This window comes from Kitasatospora albolonga (assembly GCF_039535905.1).
GTDB classification, from domain to species: Bacteria; Actinomycetota; Actinomycetes; order Streptomycetales; family Streptomycetaceae; genus Kitasatospora; species Kitasatospora albolonga.
In genome coordinates this window covers 1-15555 of sequence record NZ_BAAAYB010000041.1, presented here as the reverse complement: position 1 = coordinate 15555, position 15555 = coordinate 1, and the positions used below count along the sequence as shown (strand labels likewise).

10 protein-coding genes and 1 pseudogene are annotated in these 15555 nt (G+C 68.9%); 6 read left to right on the top strand and 5 right to left on the bottom strand.

Annotation, left to right across the window (positions count from 1 at the left end):
• Positions 1 to 2493: 2493 nt before the first annotated feature.
• Entirely contained in the window at positions 2494 to 2700 is a 207-nt protein-coding gene (locus ABD946_RS11205) for a hypothetical protein (protein ID WP_345282524.1), read from the top strand.
• A 2182-nt stretch (positions 2701 to 4882) separates the two neighbouring features.
• Here the strand turns inward: ABD946_RS11205 and ABD946_RS11200 are convergent.
• Genes ABD946_RS11200 through ABD946_RS11190 form a run of 3 tightly spaced genes read right to left on the bottom strand, consistent with a single transcriptional unit; the run spans position 4883 to position 7168 of the window.
• A complete protein-coding gene (locus tag ABD946_RS11200) occupies positions 4883 to 5290 on the bottom strand; it encodes a RidA family protein (protein WP_345282522.1) in 408 nt (135 codons plus the stop codon).
• Between the two features lie 27 nt (positions 5291 to 5317).
• Positions 5318 to 6070 carry an IclR family transcriptional regulator gene (locus ABD946_RS11195; protein ID WP_345282520.1) on the bottom strand — a complete coding sequence of 251 codons (753 nt, stop codon included), beginning with the start codon at positions 6068 to 6070 and terminating at the stop codon, positions 5318 to 5320.
• Positions 6071 to 6121: 51 nt separating this feature from the next.
• Positions 6122 to 7168, bottom strand: a complete 1047-nt coding sequence (locus ABD946_RS11190; protein WP_345282518.1) for a sugar kinase — start codon at positions 7166 to 7168, stop codon at positions 6122 to 6124.
• A 121-nt stretch (positions 7169 to 7289) separates the two neighbouring features.
• Between ABD946_RS11190 and ABD946_RS11185 the strand changes: the two genes are divergently transcribed.
• The 4 genes from ABD946_RS11185 to ABD946_RS11170 all read left to right on the top strand — a co-directional run bounded on the left by ABD946_RS11185 (position 7290) and on the right by ABD946_RS11170 (position 12653).
• Positions 7290 to 8597: a type III PLP-dependent enzyme domain-containing protein gene (locus tag ABD946_RS11185; RefSeq protein ID WP_345282516.1), complete on the top strand. Its 1308-nt coding sequence runs from the start codon at positions 7290 to 7292 to the stop codon at positions 8595 to 8597.
• The gene (locus ABD946_RS11180) at positions 8597 to 10198 is read left to right on the top strand and encodes an N-acyl-D-amino-acid deacylase family protein (protein WP_345282514.1); all 1602 of its coding nucleotides are present in this window, start codon (positions 8597 to 8599) and stop codon (positions 10196 to 10198) included. The genes ABD946_RS11185 and ABD946_RS11180 overlap by 1 nt, the downstream gene beginning before the upstream one ends.
• Positions 10195 to 10839 carry a bifunctional 4-hydroxy-2-oxoglutarate aldolase/2-dehydro-3-deoxy-phosphogluconate aldolase gene (locus ABD946_RS11175; RefSeq protein ID WP_345282512.1) on the top strand — a complete coding sequence of 215 codons (645 nt, stop codon included), beginning with the start codon at positions 10195 to 10197 and terminating at the stop codon, positions 10837 to 10839. The genes ABD946_RS11180 and ABD946_RS11175 overlap by 4 nt, the downstream gene beginning before the upstream one ends.
• Before the next feature lie 134 nt (positions 10840 to 10973).
• Positions 10974 to 12653 (top strand): hydroxysqualene dehydroxylase, encoded by a 1680-nt coding sequence (locus tag ABD946_RS11170; RefSeq protein WP_345282511.1) that lies wholly within the window; start codon positions 10974 to 10976, stop codon positions 12651 to 12653.
• A 22-nt stretch (positions 12654 to 12675) separates the two neighbouring features.
• On the opposite strand, the gene ABD946_RS11165 is transcribed toward ABD946_RS11170, so the two are convergent.
• Both ABD946_RS11165 and ABD946_RS11160 read right to left on the bottom strand, forming a co-directional pair.
• A complete protein-coding gene (locus ABD946_RS11165; RefSeq protein ID WP_345282509.1) occupies positions 12676 to 13668 on the bottom strand; it encodes a polyprenyl synthetase family protein in 993 nt (330 codons plus the stop codon).
• Positions 13669 to 13675: 7 nt separating this feature from the next.
• Positions 13676 to 14692 carry a glycosyltransferase family 2 protein gene (locus ABD946_RS11160; protein WP_345282507.1) on the bottom strand — a complete coding sequence of 339 codons (1017 nt, stop codon included), beginning with the start codon at positions 14690 to 14692 and terminating at the stop codon, positions 13676 to 13678.
• A gap of 230 nt (positions 14693 to 14922) precedes the next feature.
• On the opposite strand from ABD946_RS11160, the pseudogene ABD946_RS11155 reads away from it, so the two are divergent.
• A pseudogene (locus ABD946_RS11155) lies at positions 14923 to 15555 on the top strand (hypothetical protein); the annotation flags it as partial.

The window sequence follows — 15555 nt, the reverse complement described above, 5'->3', positions numbered from 1 at the left end:
GCCGAGGCCCGGTGGGGGCTTAGCCGTGTAGGGTGTGCTGAACATAAAGACGCTCTGTGCCGTAGGTTTGACTCAATATGTAGGCGTCTTGTCTGATTACAACCGCGAAAGTCGATAGCAGAACCGCTGGCAGAAAATCGTGATCCGGGAACGAAGAATTGGCCCGGGTATTCAAAAAAAATGCGCAAATATATGGACATGGTAAGATCGCAGATAAGCAGGTGACTACAGCCACCCAATCGTGGACTTAGTGGTGTATGCACGCGGGGTGTCCGTTACTCCCCTGTACCACTTAAGCCGAGTCTAGCACTCCGTGTCACGCGGTTGTCATATGCCATGCCGTTGTACTTGGCGATTTGGGCGGTGCTACAAGAACCTTGGTTTCTCGCACTTAATCGGTAGTAGCGTAGTTGCGTGTTATTTGTCGGCCAGGTCCGGATAGTACTTTGTGTTCCGTACCAGTTCAACGGCATACTGTCTTCCGCTCGACGAACTTGACACTGAGGTGAACCGTATGTGAGAGCTGAGCCGATAATCCAGTCTAAAGAGACCTCGTCTCGGCGAAACCTAGAAGAAAGCACGCCAGAACACAACGAATCTCGTTTCGAGCCCTAGGTTGAAACCGGCGCAAAGCAACGACGAAATGAAATCCATTCGAAAAAGCGGCGATCCGCCGGGTCAACAATGTGCACTAAGACCAGGAGTGGGCTAAGGTACCTGCCGAAATGAAGCATAGAAAACCAAGAGCAGCTACTTGACACGAAGCATAACAGTTGGAGCCTAGGTATCTTTGCCATCGCAACGGGCTCAAGTGAACGTCCCGTTTACCGCGGGCGGCTTCGCCCCTGTCTCCTCGAGATGGGAGGGCAGAAAAGAAAGAAGAGAAAGGGCGCCACCACCACACAAGTTCACTCATTCATTCTCCCGTGGTTCCCAACTCAATCCCTTCTTATCCCCGCGGATACAACCCCATGCCGTTCCTCTCCCGTATGCTTCATCTCCGCTCTGTGCCTCTTTCCCCTATCCACCTCTTCCCCTCCTCACTCTTGTGTCAACGCCAGCCCAACAGTTTCTCGGCCCCAGCCAGCACGAACACCTATCGTGTCCCGTTCCTTTCGTCCGCAGATTCTTTTTCCTCCCTCTGCAGTGGCATTGTTTGCCACAGAAGCTCCCGCTTCCCTACTCCTTTATGGTTCGGTGGTTCCTAGGTCCCCATCTCTTTTTGGAGCTTACGGCTAAATCTCATGGTCTGCTCGGTCTCTCATGCCTTTAAGACCTGGTTCCGTGCCTCTCAATTATGCTCAGGTCTTCAAACTTGTTATCCCCCGCTAGCTCCTCAGTACGTCTAATGCGCATGCCAGGTGAACGATAAAAAACCGCCAATACCGCCGGGGACAGGTCGATAAGGGAAGGCGACAACGATCAATTAAGGTAAGTGGGGCGACTAGATGCGGTGCCTACGGAATCGAGCAGGAAGTTGGAGCTCTGCACGCGGGCGAGGGCAGTCCGGGGAACGTGGGAGAGGAAAGCAGCGGGATCCCAAGAACCATAAATCGTCCTGGCCGCGCCAGCTAAGGAGGAACGGAAGGGGAAAAAAGAAAGAAAAAAGGAACAGGAAGGAACGAGCAGGAGAAGGCTCGGGAGCGCGGCTGGCGGGACGAGGGCGGCATACGCGGCGGTAACAAGGGCGGTCGGGCGTGCCGAGCCCAGCGACCCAGGGCGGCCCGGGGGAGCGAGGCGGGCGAGAAGGGGACGGTGGGAGAGTGCACAAAGGTTGGACGATATGAACCCACACTGGGCAGGGGACGGGCTGCGAGAGAACCGTGCGACACAGGAGAAGCCTCGTGTCGGTCAGGGAGCGAGCAAATGCCGGTGACAGACGCCGAATGTGAGAAAAAAGGCAGACCGGTCCCAAACGGGGCTGTGCGGGAGGCGCGTAACAAGCGACGTCCAGGAAGCGAGCCAGGCCACGGGCAGTTCTCCAAAGGTCGGTCCCCCCCACCGGGCGTTGAGGGATTCCACATAGCCGCAAAGCTAGACACGGAGACGAGCAGTAAAAAGGCGAAGAACTTCACAGAGCCCCCTAAGGAGGAAAAAATCACTGAAAGGTGAGGGTCGAACATGTATGGTGGGACGGAGCGGCGGCGGAAAGGACTTCGGGCGCGACCGTCGTCGTCACCACGACGAAATAGGGCGAGAAAAGGAAAGCGATTGGGCCGGAATAAAAAACAAAACCAGCTTTGGCGCCGGAAAACCGCAGGAATCGCTAATGAAACACTCCGGTCCAGGTCCACCCACGTCCCGAGCCCCAGCGGCAAAGAGGGCCTGTCCAACACTAAACTCGCGCTGGAAAACTCAACGCATCGGCAAAAAGAGAAGTTTCCCGTCGCGCCGCCGCAGAAAAAAAAAAGGAAAAACCAATAGTATAGGAGAAGGGCCTGGGCCCCCAGCACAAATCGGCGGCCGGGAAAGGCATAAGATTCACATACGTGAGTGATCAATCTCTCACAACAACAAAAAGAACGTAAACAAACAAGGAGGAAGAAGGAAAAAAGAGAGATCCCTCACACGGGCAAGGTTGTGAATATTGGGAGCCGCGCCGAGCGGGACGGGGAAACCACCAAAATACGTGAACTCACTCAAACGCAAACACAAGATAAAAAAAAGCAGGAAACTACCTGGAAGTGTAATGAAGGCTAGTACGGAAACAAACACGACTGCTAAACCACTGCTCAGGTTACCAAACTAAGTTACGGGGGTGTAAAAATACACGGGCTGCCAAGCTGGCCAATTGTTGACGGTGTACCGGTGCCGGAAAAAAAATGCGTCGTAATCAGCCAGCGTACTGGATACCGAGCCACGAACGCGTGGGAGACACGCCAGGAATCCGGCACGACGATCCATGCGCCCAAAAAAAAAGCACCGGGGTGAGCCGAGAAACTCAAAAAAAACGTACCGGAAGCGAGGCCGCAACAAGCTCGTACCCGGACGGAAAGCGGAATCCCTCAACCCGCCCGGGGTGGGCCAGGGAACGGCCAGCCTGCTGCCCGGTACGCCGCAGAATGACAACCGCAAGACAGATCAAAAAAAAGAGAAAAAAACCAGGGCACAACGTCCAACACGGGGACCACGTGAAACCAGTACCCCGCGCCACCGGCGCCAGAGAAACAAAAAACGCCGGCAGCTCCCGACGACACGAAGGCCGCGCGAAAACGGCTCGCCACAGATCACCGCCCAGAGGGGTTATCGAAAATCGCCCAGCCGTGGCAGGCGTCCACGTCCCCGTACCTCCCCGCGCCCGGCCGCAAATCGACCAGAGTACCGGCCTGGTACCATGGGCAAGGCGGCAGAAACCCAGCCGCTGAACCAAGCCGGTAGCGCTGACCAACATCGGCGCCAAGCCGGGGCAAAACCCAGGGCAGAGACGCCAGGAACGACGGCGCGGGGCGCCGCCCCCGCCGAGCCCTCATAGCCGCCGTGCGTACCAACAAAGAAACAAAACTCAACCTGCTCACACGAGCCCAGTCGACCCCACACCGTTGTGCTCGCCGTACGCAAGTCAACACTGAGGCGGTCACCGGGGCAAAGGGCGCCGGCCGCGGACCGCCTGCGGCGCCCCTGTAATCGCGAAGCCAATGGACCAGGAGGAAAAACCACATGGTACTGGAGAACCCAAGGCGCGGCCGCCGCAAATGATAGCCCTCAGAGCCCCGGGCGCAGCGTTGGAACACACAGACCTTCCAGCTGGACGGCAGAACACCGCGCCTGTCCAGGAGCTGCCGCCCTTAACCCGGAGCGACGGCTAGAACACGGCGCGACAGAGCAGAAAAAACCGGGGGCGACGTGAACTGGTCCGAGTCTCTGCGGGCCGAGGGACCGGGGGGAATACAGCGTCAGAAGCGGCGCAGGAAAGGGAAAAAAATCGCGAGAAATGGACTGGACAGCCGATAGATCGGCCAGGAATAGTACTGACATCCGGGGACGCATAAGGGAGGCGCAGGGGCCAGGGAGGACTGAACACCAGACCGACCATGCGGCAACCAAAAGAAGCGAGGAGACGCCAAAAAGCGAACCAATCTTTAACGGCTTCAAAGGATGGCACTAAAAACAGAGATGAAAAAAACGCAAAACGAAAAAAAAAAGCCGCGCACGGCACGAAGCGGGACCAAAGGGGGATCAATGGTCTGGCTCAAACAGGACACGAGCCCGATCGACAAAGGGCCAGCGGGAAAGGGCGGCGTGGCCAAGAGAGAAAAAGAAACCAAAGGAGGAGAAGGGGAGAGAATGGTGAGAGAGGAGAGAAAGATAGAAGGGGGGTGGAGGGGGGTGGAAAAAAGGCCGAGGGAGAGTCAGGAGAGATAAGGAGATCGCGATGTGCCTTGCCGTTTTCACCGGCTTCCCTCCGGAGCTTCCGAGGTAGGAAGTTTTCGTCCAAAGCCCTCCTGTGTTATTGACTTCAGCCTCTCGTTTTCATCTGTTCTCTCTTTCTCTCTCCTTGAACCCTTTACTCCCCCTTACCCCTTCACCTGTCCTCTATAAGACGCGTTTTTCCCTCCCCCCAAATTCTCCCTTCCTTCTTCCCTCCCCCTCCACGTCCTTTGCTTTTCCACTTCTTCTCCTCCTCTACTCCTTTTCCCTATTGTTCCTCCTAACTTCTTCCTCCTGTTTCTTAGAAAGTTTTACTTGCTCCTCCGCTTCTTTCTCCCATTCCCTTCTTACCTTTTTCCTCTTCTCCTTCTCCTCTCACCTCTCTCTTTTCTCCTTCCTTCTCCCTTCTGTTCCTCTTCTTTCCTTTCGCTTTGTGTGGCCTCCCTCCTTTATCCTATCACTTTAACTTCCCTTTCTCTCTCTTTTACCTCCTTCCGCTTGAGACTAACCGCCGTCAGTCCAGCACCGCCTGGGCGTCGATCTCGACCAGCATCGGCTCCTGCGGCAGCTCGCAGAAGATCGTGGTGCGGCAGGGCTTCACCCCGCCCGGCTTGACGTTCTCCTCGATGAAGGCGGCGTAGACCTCGTTCATCAGCGCGAAGTCGGAGCGCTTGGTGAGGTAGACGCGGAACATCACCACGTCCTCCACGGTGCCGCCGCCGGCCTCGACGATCGCCTTGACGTTCTCCAGGGTGCGGCGGGTCTGCGCCTTCACGTCGCCGTGGTACAGGTACTCGCCGGTCGCCGGGTCCTGCGGGCCCTGGCCGGAGACCTGGAGGATCGGGCCCTTGCGGACGCCCTGGGAGAACATCCAGGCGGGGGCGGGGGCGCCGTCGGTGCGGATCTCGGTCTTCTCGGACATGCGGTCAGTCTCCTTGCTGAGGAACCATCAGGGGGTCTTGGGGGGCAGCCCGGCGTCGGCCGAGATGGCGGCGGCGGTGGCGCGCAGCTGCGGCACCAGCTCCAGCACCCGCTCGTACGGGAGCACCACGTCGGGCACCGAGATGGAGGCGGCCGCGACCACCCGCCCGGTGGCGTCCCGGACGGGCGCGGCCACGCAGTTGATGAAGGACTCGTGCTCGGCGTGGTCCTGGGCCCAGCCCTGGGCGGCGACGGTGTCCAGCTCGGCGAGCAGGGCGGCCGGGTCGGTGATGGTGCGGGGGGTGTGGCGGGTGTACTCGATCGTCTCCACCACCCGGCGCCGCTCGGCGAGCGGGAGGTCGGCGAGCAGGACCTTGGCCACGGCGGTGTTGTGCAGGGCGGCCCGCAGGCCGACCCGGGAGTACATCCGCACGGGGTGCCGGGAGTCGTACTTGTCGATGTAGACCACCTCGCCGCCCTCGTAGGCGGCCAGGTGGACGGTCTGGCCGGTGGCGGCGTTGAGCTCGCGCAGGTGGGGGGCGGCCACGGCGCGGATGCCGCGCTGCTCCAGGGCGAGCCCGGCCAGGGCGAACAGGCCGGCGCCCAGGTGGTAGCGGTAGGCGGCGTCGCGGTAGACGAAGCGCTCCTCCTCCAGGGACTGGAGCAGGCGGAGCACGGTGGTCTTGTGCACCCCGATCAGTTCGGCGAGCTGGTCCAGGGAGCGTTCGCCCTCGCCGAGTTCGGCGAGCAGGCGCAGGGCGCGGGTGACGGTCTGGCTCATGTCGGGTTCACGGCGGTCTGGTTCATGGTGGCTCGGGCTCCGTGGTGCACGTCAGGGCAGGACAGGGGACACGATGCCATCCGCCGTCACCCGGGTCGCGGCCCACTCCTCCGCGGAGGCGGCGAGCAGGGCGCTGATCACCCGCTCGGGCGGCAGCACGCCGTGGTCCCCGGGGGTGGTGAGGGCGGAGGCGGCGCAGAGGTGACCGAGCCTCAGCCGCCCGCGTCCGCCGAGCCCCCGCAGGGTGCCCGCCAGGTAGCCCCCCGCGAAGGCGTCCCCGGCGCCGGTCGGCTCCAGCACCTCCACCGCCAGCGCGGGTTCGGTGACGGCGCTGCCGTCCTTGCCCACCTCGCTCGCCTGGTGGGCGGCGTCCTTGACCACCAGCACCCCGGGTGAGGGGAAGAGCTCGCGCAGCTTCCCGGGCTCGCCCGCGCCGAAGGCGGCCTCGGCCTCGTCGGCGCCGAGCAGCAGCACGTCGGCGGCGTCCAGCAGGGCGGGCAGCACGGCCGGGTCGCGGTCCCGCCACAGGGCCGGGCGCCAGTTGAGGTCGAAGCTGACCAGGCGTCCGGGGCGGCGGTCGGCGAGCAGGGCGCGGACCAGCGCCAGGCAGCCGTCGGAGAGCGCGGGGGTGATGCCGGAGAGGTGGAGCAGCCGGGCGCCGTCGAGCAGCCGGGCGACGGCCGGTTCGGCGAGCACGGCCGGGGAGAGGGCGGAGGCGGCGGAGCCGTTGCGGTAGTAGTGCAGGCGGCTGCGGCCGGGGCCGAGGTCGTGCGGGTGGTCGGTGCCGCCGGTCTCCTTGAGGTAGACGCCGGTGGCCCGCTCGGGGTCGGTGAGCACGCCGGAGACGTCCACGCCGCGGGCCGCCAGCTCCTCGGTGAGGCGGCGGCCGAAGCCGTCGGCGCCGACCCGGCTGACCCAGGCGGCGGAGACCCCGAGGGCGGCCAGCGCACAGGCCACGTTGGACTCGGCGCCGCCGACGGCGGGGGCGAAGGAGGTGACGGTGTCCAGCGGGCCCCGACGGTCCGGCAGCAGCACGGCCATCGACTCACCGAGGCAGACCGCTTGGGCCGCTCCGACGCCCGCGTGGTGAACAGTCATGGTGTGCACTCCCCTGTGACCGGGCGGTCCGTTGACTGCGCCCGGCCCGAATGCTAGAACCGTCATACCAACATGCGCAATCACCGTTGCACATGTTGCAACTTTCACCGGAGGTACAGCAGTGGGCCCGCAGTGCTACGCCACCAGCGTCGAGGGACCGGGGATCGACGGCGGCCTGGTGGCCGCCCTGGCCGAGGAGCGGCTCGACTGGCGGTTCAAGGCACTGCCGCCTGCCGCCTGGGGCCTGACGGCCCGTGAGTACCTGGCCACCGGGCCGCGCCTGACCCAGCTCGGCACCCCGATGCTCACGCTCGACGCGGGCGCCCTGGCGCACAACCTGCGCACCATGGCGGCCTGGTGCGACGAGGCCGGGGTCGCACTGGCCCCGCACGGCAAGACCACCATGGCCCCCGCCCTCTGGCAGTCCCAGATCGAGGCGGGCTGCCACGGCATCACCCTGGCCAACCTCTCCCAGCTCCGGGTCGCCCGGGCCTTCGGCGTGCAGCGGGTGCTGCTGGCCAACACCCTGCTCGACCCGGCCGGCCTGGCCTGGCTGGCGGGCGAGCTGGCGGCCGACCCGGACTTCGCGGTGGTCTCCTGGGTGGACTCGGTGGCGAGCGTGCGGCTGATGGACCGGGCGCTGCGCACCGCCGCCGCCGAGCGGCCGGTGGAGGTGCTGGTCGAGCTCGGCGGCCCGCACGGCCGCACCGGCGCCCGCGGCGTCCCGGAGGCCCTGGAGGTGGCCGCCGAGGTGCTCCGCTCCCCCGCCCTGCGGCTCGCCGGGGTCTGCGGCTACGAGGGCGCCCTGGCCCACGACGCGAGCCGCGCAGGGCTGGACACCGTCCGCGACTACCTTCGCCAACTCGCCTACCTGCACCGCTCGCTGGCCGACGACTACCCCGGCCCGCACCCCCTGGTGACGGCCGGCGGCAGCGCCTACTTCGACACCGTGGTGGAGGAGCTGGCCCCGGTCGCCCGGGAGGTCGGCGGCGCCCCGCTGGTGCTGCGCTCCGGCGCCTACCTGGTGCACGACGACGGCTTCTACCGGGGCATCTCCCCGCTGGCGCGGGACGGCCGGGGCCGCCCGTTCCGCTCCGCCATGCACGGCTGGGCCCGGGTGGTCTCGCACCCCGAACCGCAGCTGAGCCTGCTGGACGGCGGCAAGCGCGACCTCCCGTACGACGAGGGTCTGCCCGAGCCGCAACTCGTCAGGGGCGGAGATGAGTTGAAGGGCGCCACGGTCACCGCACTGAACGACCAGCACGCCTTCCTGCGCGACGCCGGCGAGGCCGCCCCGGTCGGCGCGGTGGTCCGCCTCGGCCTCTCGCACCCGTGCACCGCCTTCGACAAGTGGCAGCTCATCCCGGTGCTGGACGACGCCGACGCCGACGAGCCTCAGGTGGTCGACCTGGTGCGGACCTTCTTCTGATGGCCGACCTGCTCTTCCGCGGCGCCACCGTCGTCGACGGCAGCGGCGCCGACCGGTACCGGGCCGACGTCACCGTCACCGACGGGCTGATCGAGGAGATCGGCCCCGGCCTGAGCGCCCGTCAGGTGATCGACGCCGACGGCCTGGTGCTGGCGCCCGGCTTCATCGACATGCACGCGCACTCCGACCTGCGGCTGCTGGCCGAGCCCGCCCACCCCTCGCGGGTCACCCAGGGCGTCACCTGCGAGGTGCTCGGGCAGGACGGCCTCTCCTACGCCCCCGTGGACGACGCCACCCTCCCCGCCCTGCGCCGCCAGCTCGCGGGCTGGAACGGCGACCCCGAGGGCTTCGACTGGAGCTGGCGCAGCGTCGGCCAGTACCTGGACCGCCTCGACGCCGGCATCGCGGTGAACGCCTGCTACCTGGTGCCGCACGGCTCGCTGCGGATGCTGGCGATGGGCTGGGAGAACCGCCCGCCGACCCCGGCCGAGCTCAGCCGGATGCGCGGGACGCTGGCGCAGGGGATGGCCGAGGGCGCCGTGGGCCTGTCCACCGGCCTGACCTACACCCCGGGGATGTACGCGGACACCGAGGAACTGGTCTCGCTCTGCGAGGTGGTCGCGCACTACGGCGGCTTCCACGCGCCGCACCAGCGCTCCTACGGAGCAGGTGCGTTGGAGGGCTACGCGGAGATGGTGGAGATCTCCGCACGGTCCGGCTGCCCGCTGCACCTGACCCACGCCACGATGAACTTCGGCGTCAACCGGGGCCGGGCCGGCGAGCTGCTGGAGCTGGTGGACCGGGCGCTGGCCGACGGGGTGGACCTCACCCTGGACAGCTACCCCTACCTGCCCGGCTCCACCACCCTGGCCGCCCTGCTACCGAGTTGGGCCACCGAAGGCGGCCCGGACGCGACCCTGGCCCGGCTGGCCGACCCGGCCGTCCGGGAGGGCGTGCGGATCGAGGTCGAGGAGAAGGGCAGCGACGGCTGCCACGGGGTGGTCACCGACTGGGAGACCATCCAGGTCTCCGGCGTCGGCGAGCCCGCGCTGGCCGACCGGGTGGGCCGTACGGTGGCCCAACTCGCGGACGCCGCCGGGACGTCCGGCACCGAGGTGTTCCTCGACCTGCTGATCGCGGACCGCCTCGCCACCACCATCCTGCAGCACGTCGGCCACGAGGAGAACGTCCGCGCCGTGATGGCCCACCCCGCGCACACCGCGGGCAGCGACGGCCTGCTGGTCGGCGCCCGCCCGCACCCCCGGGCCTGGGGCACCTTCCCGCGCTACCTCGGCCACTACGGGCGGGAGTTGGGCGTGCTGACGCTGGAGCAGGCCGTCACCCGGATGACCGGCCGCCCGGCCCGCCGGCTGCGGCTGGACCGGCGCGGGCTGGTCCGCCCCGGCTTCCACGCCGACCTGGTGCTGTTCGACCCGGAGACCGTCCGGGACACGGCCACCTTCGACCACCCCCGCACCCCGGCCGTCGGCATCGAGCACGTCTACGTCAACGGCCGCCCCGTCCTCTCCCAGGGCCGACCGACCGGCGCGCTGCCCGGCCGGGCCCTGCGCCGCACCGAACAAGGGACCCGAGCCCGATGACCACCGTTCTGCCTTCCCCCGCCGGCCTGCGGGCCGCGCTCGCCGAGGACCCGGTGATCGCCGTGGTCCGCGCACCGCACATACCCGACGCCGCCGCGCTCTGCGAGGCGCTCGCGGCCGGCGGCATCGGCTGGACCGAACTCACCTTCACCACCCCGGAGGTGACCACCCACCTGGCCCGGGCCGCGGCGGCCGGCCACCCGGTCGGGGTGGGCACCGTGCTCACCGCCGACCAGGCCGCCGAGGCCCTGGAGGCCGGGGCCCGCTTCCTGGTCACCCCCGGCCTTCGGCCCGAGGTGGCCGAGGCCGCCCACCGGGCCGGCGCCCCCGTCCTGCTCGGTGCGCTCACCCCGACCGAGGTGGCCGCCGCGCTGGACCTGGGCGCCGCCGCCGTGAAGATCTTCCCCGCCAAGGCCTTCGGCCCCGGCTACTTCAAGGACCTCCAGGGCCCCTACCCGGGCGTCCCGCTGGTCGCCTCCGGCGGGGTCAACGCGGGCAACGCCGCCGACTTCCTGGCCCACGGCGCGCTCGCCGTCTGCGCGGGCACCGACGTGGTGCCCCCGGCCGCGGTCGCGGCCGGGGACTGGGCCGAGATCACCCGCCGGGCGAAGGCCTTCACCGAGGCGCTGCGGCGGGCCTGACCGTCCGTCACCCCCGCCGCTCCGGTTCCACCCCCGGGCGGATCTCCGGGCCGTTCCGACGGGTCCCCTCCGCATGATCGAATCGGGCCCGAGCGCCCCGCACGGGGGCGGGCACGGAACGGGGGGACCGAACGGTGGCGGCCAGGGGTGGACGGGTGGCGGTGCTCGGCGGCGGGGTGGCCGGGCTGACGGCGGCGACGGAACTGGCCGAACGCGGCTTCGAGGTGACGGTGGTGGAGCCGACCGGCTGGGGCGGCAAGGCCCGCAGCGCCTCGGTGCCCGGTACCGGCACCGGCGGACGGCTCGACCTGCCGAGCGAGCACGGCTTCCGCTTCTTCCCCGGCTTCTACCGCAGCCTCCCGGACACGCTGCGCCGGATACCGCTCGCCGGGCAGCCCGACGGGGTCGCCGGGAACCTGCGGGAGGCCAGCCACATGCTCTCCGCCCGCTCCGGCCGGGTCGGCGAACGCCTCACCGACGTCTCACTGGCCGCCGGGGCACGCAGCCCGCTGGAGTTCCTGCGGGCCATCGGCCTGGGCACCGACGGCACCGGGCTCACCTCCGAGGAACTGCTCTACTACGCCAACCGCCTGCTGGTCTACATCACCAGCAGCGAGGAGCGCCGCCTCGGCCAGTGGGAGCACACCCCCTGGTGGGACTTCAGCCGGGCCGAGGGCTCCTCGGAGGAGTACCGCAAGGCCTGCGTGGTCGGCACCACCCGCACGGTGGTGGCGGCCCGGGCCGAGGTCTGCAGCACCCACACCGTCGGCGGCTTCCTGGAGGCCTTCTGCTACGGCTTCCTCGGCCGGGGCGAGGTGCAGCCGGCCGACCGGGTGCTGAACGGCCCGACCAGCACCGCCTGGATCGACCCGTGGGTCCGTCACCTCGCCTCCCTGGGCGTGCGGTTGGAGCTCGGCCGACGGGTGGAGCGGCTGACCGTCTCGGGCGGCGCGGTCACCGGCGCGGTGCTCCGCGGGCCGCACGGCGAGCGTGAGGAGCTGACCGCCGACTGGTACGTCTGCGCGCTTCCGGTGGACCGGCTGGGCGCCCTGCTGGAGCGCGGACTGGCCGCCGCCGACCCGGAGTTGAAGAGCGTGACCGAGCTGCGCACGGACTGGATGGTGGGCATCCAGTTCTACCTGCGCGAGCCGGTGCCGGTGGTCCACGGCCACGTGATCTTCCTGGACTCGCCCTGGGCACTGACCTCGATCAGCCAGGCCCAGTTCTGGGACCACGACTTCCGCGCCACCTACGGGGACGGCACGGTGGCGGACTGCCTCTCGGTGGACGTCTCCGCCTGGGACACCCCCGGGATCCTCTACGGCAAACCGGCCCGCGAGTGCACCCGGGCCGAGGTGGCCGCCGAGGTCTGGGCCCAGCTCTGCGACGGTCTGAACGGCCCCGGCCGCCCGAGGCTCCGTCAGGAGCTGCTGCACTCCTGGCACCTCGACCCGGCCGTCCGCGGTCTCGACGGCCCGGGCCCGGCCGTCAACGACGAGGCCCTGCTCATCAACACCACCGGCTCCTGGGCCGCCCGCCCGTCCGCCGTCACCGCCGCCCCCAACCTCTTCCTGGCCGGCGACCACGTCCGCTGCCCCGTCAACCTCGCCACCATGGAGGGTGCCAACCAGGCCGCCCGCCTGGCCGTCAACGCCCTGCTCGAAGCCGCCCGCCATCCCGCCGCCCCGGCCGCGGTGCACCAGCTCCACCAGCCCCCGGAGCTGCACCGCCTGAAGCAGGTCGACGCCGAGCTGTACCACCAGGGCCGCCCCCACCTCCTCGACGGCCCGGCCCCCTGGGAGCCGAGGGCCTAGGGGCGGTCTCCTCGCCGGGCGGTCAGTGCTCGCGGTCGACCACCAGGGCGACCAGCAGGGCGAGTTCGGCCGCAGCCGCGCGGTCGTCGGTGAGCCCCGCCAGGCGGGTGCGGGCCGCGGCGGCGTGGGCGGCGGCGCGTTCGACGGTCCAGCGGCGGCCGCCGGCCAGCTCCACCAGCCGTGCCAGCTCCTCGGGCCGGGCCTCCGGGCGGCGGTACTCCCGGGCGAGCTCCGCGCCCTCCGGCGTACCGGAGTCCAGGGCGGCCACCACCGGGACGGAGAGCTTGCGGCGGGCCAGGTCGGCGAAGACCGGTTTGCCGGTGACGGCCGGGTCGCCCCAGATGCCGAGCAGGTCGTCGGTCATCTGGAAGGCCGTCCCCAGGTCGCGACCGAAGGCCGCCCACGCGCTCGCGGCCTCCGGGCCGGCCCCGCCGTAGAGCGCGCCGAGGCGGCAGGCGCAGGCGAACAGCGAGGCGGTCTTGCCCTCGACCATCTCCAGGCACTCGTCCAGTGTCACCCCGTCCCGCCGCTCGAAGACCAGGTCGAGGCCCTCCCCCACGGCCAGCGCGACCAGGGTCTCCAGCAGGGCGGCGGAGGCCTCCCGGGCCACCGCCTCGGGCGCGCCGTCCGGGGCGGCGAGCACGTCGAAGGAGACCAGCAGCAGCGCGTCGGCGGCCCGGGCGGCCGCCGAGGGGCCGAACACCCGCCAGGCGGCGTCCCGGTGACGGCGCACCGGATCGCCGTCCAGCACGTCGTCGTAGAGCAGCGAGAGGTTGTGCACCATCTCCACCGCGGCGGCGGCCGGCACGGCGGCCCGCGCCTCGCCGCCGACCGCCCGCGCGCAGGCCAGGGTCAGCGCGGCCCGGACGGCCTTGCCGCGCTCCCCCTCCCCGGCCCAACCGAACTGGTAGGCCGCGACCTCCGCCGGCAGGCCGTCCAACTCCCGCACCCAGGAGCGGAGTTGTCCTTCGCAGGCGTCACCCGCCGCCCGCAGCAGGGCCTCGACCGCGGACACCCGCGGATCAGCCGCGCAGCTTGCGGTAGCGGCGGTGCAGCCGCTGGAGGGTGACCAGGTAGTCCAGCCGGTTCTCCAGCGTGAGGCGGTACTTGAGCTTGGGCAGCGGACGCAGGCCCTCCAGCTTCTCGACGCCGATCTCCCGCAGCAGCCGGCTGACGTGCTCCTGGTACGCCGCGCGGTAGTTCGCGTCGCCGTCGGGCACGGTCGAGAAGAACATCGGGATCTCCTCGGTCAGGCAGTTGGCGTCGTAGGCCGCCAGGTACTCCTCGCGGAACTTCGCCTCCGGCCGGGCCCGCAGCCACTCGCGGACCAGCTGCATCGAGCGCACCCGGTCCGTCAGGCCCCGGGTGTCGGTGCGCTGCTGAGTGATGGAGGCGCCGTCCTCGCGGATCCGCCAGTGGTAGATCGGCTCGGAGAGCACGTCCACGCTCTTGGCCAGGAAGTGGTGCGGCACGCTGACCGGCGCGTCCTCGTAGAGGATGCCCTCGGGGTAGAGCACGCCGGCCTCGTCGAAGAAGGAGCGGCGGTAGACCTTGTTCCAGGCCGTCCGGTCGGTGAGCAGCGCGGGGAACTCGCTGACGTGGGTCTGCAGCCGGGTGCGGCCGAAGGCGCGGCGGTGGGCGCCGGAGGGCTGCAGGCCGGCGATCCGCAGGCGCAGGGTGTTGCCGGTGACGAAGTCCGAGCCGGTCTGCTCCAGGGTGGAGATCATCAGCCGGTACGCGCCGGGCGGCACGGTGTCGTCGCTGTCCACGAAGGTGAGGTACGTCGAGCCCGGCGAGATGTTGCGGTAGCCGGTGTTGCGGGCGGCGCCGAGGCCCTTGTTCTCCTGCCGCACCAGCCGGAAGCGGGAGTCCTTGGCCACGTACCGCTCGGCGAGGGCGGCGCTGGAGTCGGTCGAGCCGTCGTCCACCATCACGCACTCGAAGTCGGTGAAGGTCTGCGCGGCGATGGAGTCGAGGCACTCCTCCAGGTACTGCTCGACGTTGTAGACGGGGACGACGACGGAGAGCTGGGGAGCCATCGGCTGGCTGGCCTTTCGGAGCGGGGCGGGCGGGGCGGCCACGGGGTGCAGCAGTCGGGAGGCCCCAGCTTATGACAGCGGCCGCACGGCTCCGTCCGACCTGCGGCCCGTGCCCGAACGACCGGGGTGCCGTCGGCCCTGTGGGCGGCCCGTGATAGTCATTCCGGCACGGGCACCGATCATGGGCGCCCGGTGAAGATTCCGAGGACGACTCCCGGGGGAACGAGATCATGGCGCTATTCCGACGGCGGTCCGCCGGTGACGGCTCTGCGGGGCGCTCCGGCTGGGGGTTCGGACGGGCCGCGCGCTCGAAGCAGGTGCCGACGCTGGACCCGGCCCTGGGGGACCCGCGGCTCCGTGAACTGCTCCGCCTGGCGGAGGCCGCGGCGGCCGACGGTGCGGCCGGCTGGGCCGTGCTGCGGGCCGAGCTGGCCGCCGTGCAGGACCAGGCCGAACTGACCAGGCTGATCGACCTGGTGACCGACGCCGAGGGCCTGGAGCGCACGCTGGACGCCGCGTCGGCGGCCGACCCGGCGGACTCGCTGACCCTGCTGGTCTCCGGCGCCCGCCAGGTCGCCTGGGCCTGGGAGGCTCGCACCGGAGCCCGTGCGCAGCACGTCTCCGAGGAGCAGTGGAAGCTGTTCGGCGAGCGGCTGGAGAAGGCCGAGGAGCAGCTGCTGGAGGTGGCCGAGCGGGAGCCCGGTTGGCTCGCCCCGTGGTACTTCCTGCAGGTCTCCGGCCGGGGTGCCTCGCTGGGCCAGGCCGTGGTGCGGGCCCGGTTCGACGCCGCGGTGCGCCGCCACCCGTTCCACCGGGCCTCGTACACCCAGCAGCTCCAGCAGACCTGCCGCAAGTGGGGCGGC

What these genes read in the sequence shown, in the direction of transcription:
- ABD946_RS11200 (WP_345282522.1), bottom strand. Translation starts at nt 5,290, where the DNA reads ATGTCCGAGAAGACCGAGATCCGCACCGACGGCGCCCCCGCCCCCGCC.
- ABD946_RS11175 (WP_345282512.1), top strand. Translation starts at nt 10,195, where the DNA reads ATGACCACCGTTCTGCCTTCCCCCGCCGGCCTGCGGGCCGCGCTCGCC.
- ABD946_RS11190 (WP_345282518.1), bottom strand. Translation starts at nt 7,168, where the DNA reads ATGACTGTTCACCACGCGGGCGTCGGAGCGGCCCAAGCGGTCTGCCTC.
- ABD946_RS11160 (WP_345282507.1), bottom strand. Translation starts at nt 14,692, where the DNA reads ATGGCTCCCCAGCTCTCCGTCGTCGTCCCCGTCTACAACGTCGAGCAG.
- ABD946_RS11180 (WP_345282514.1), top strand. Translation starts at nt 8,597, where the DNA reads ATGGCCGACCTGCTCTTCCGCGGCGCCACCGTCGTCGACGGCAGCGGC.
- ABD946_RS11195 (WP_345282520.1), bottom strand. Translation starts at nt 6,070, where the DNA reads ATGAGCCAGACCGTCACCCGCGCCCTGCGCCTGCTCGCCGAACTCGGC.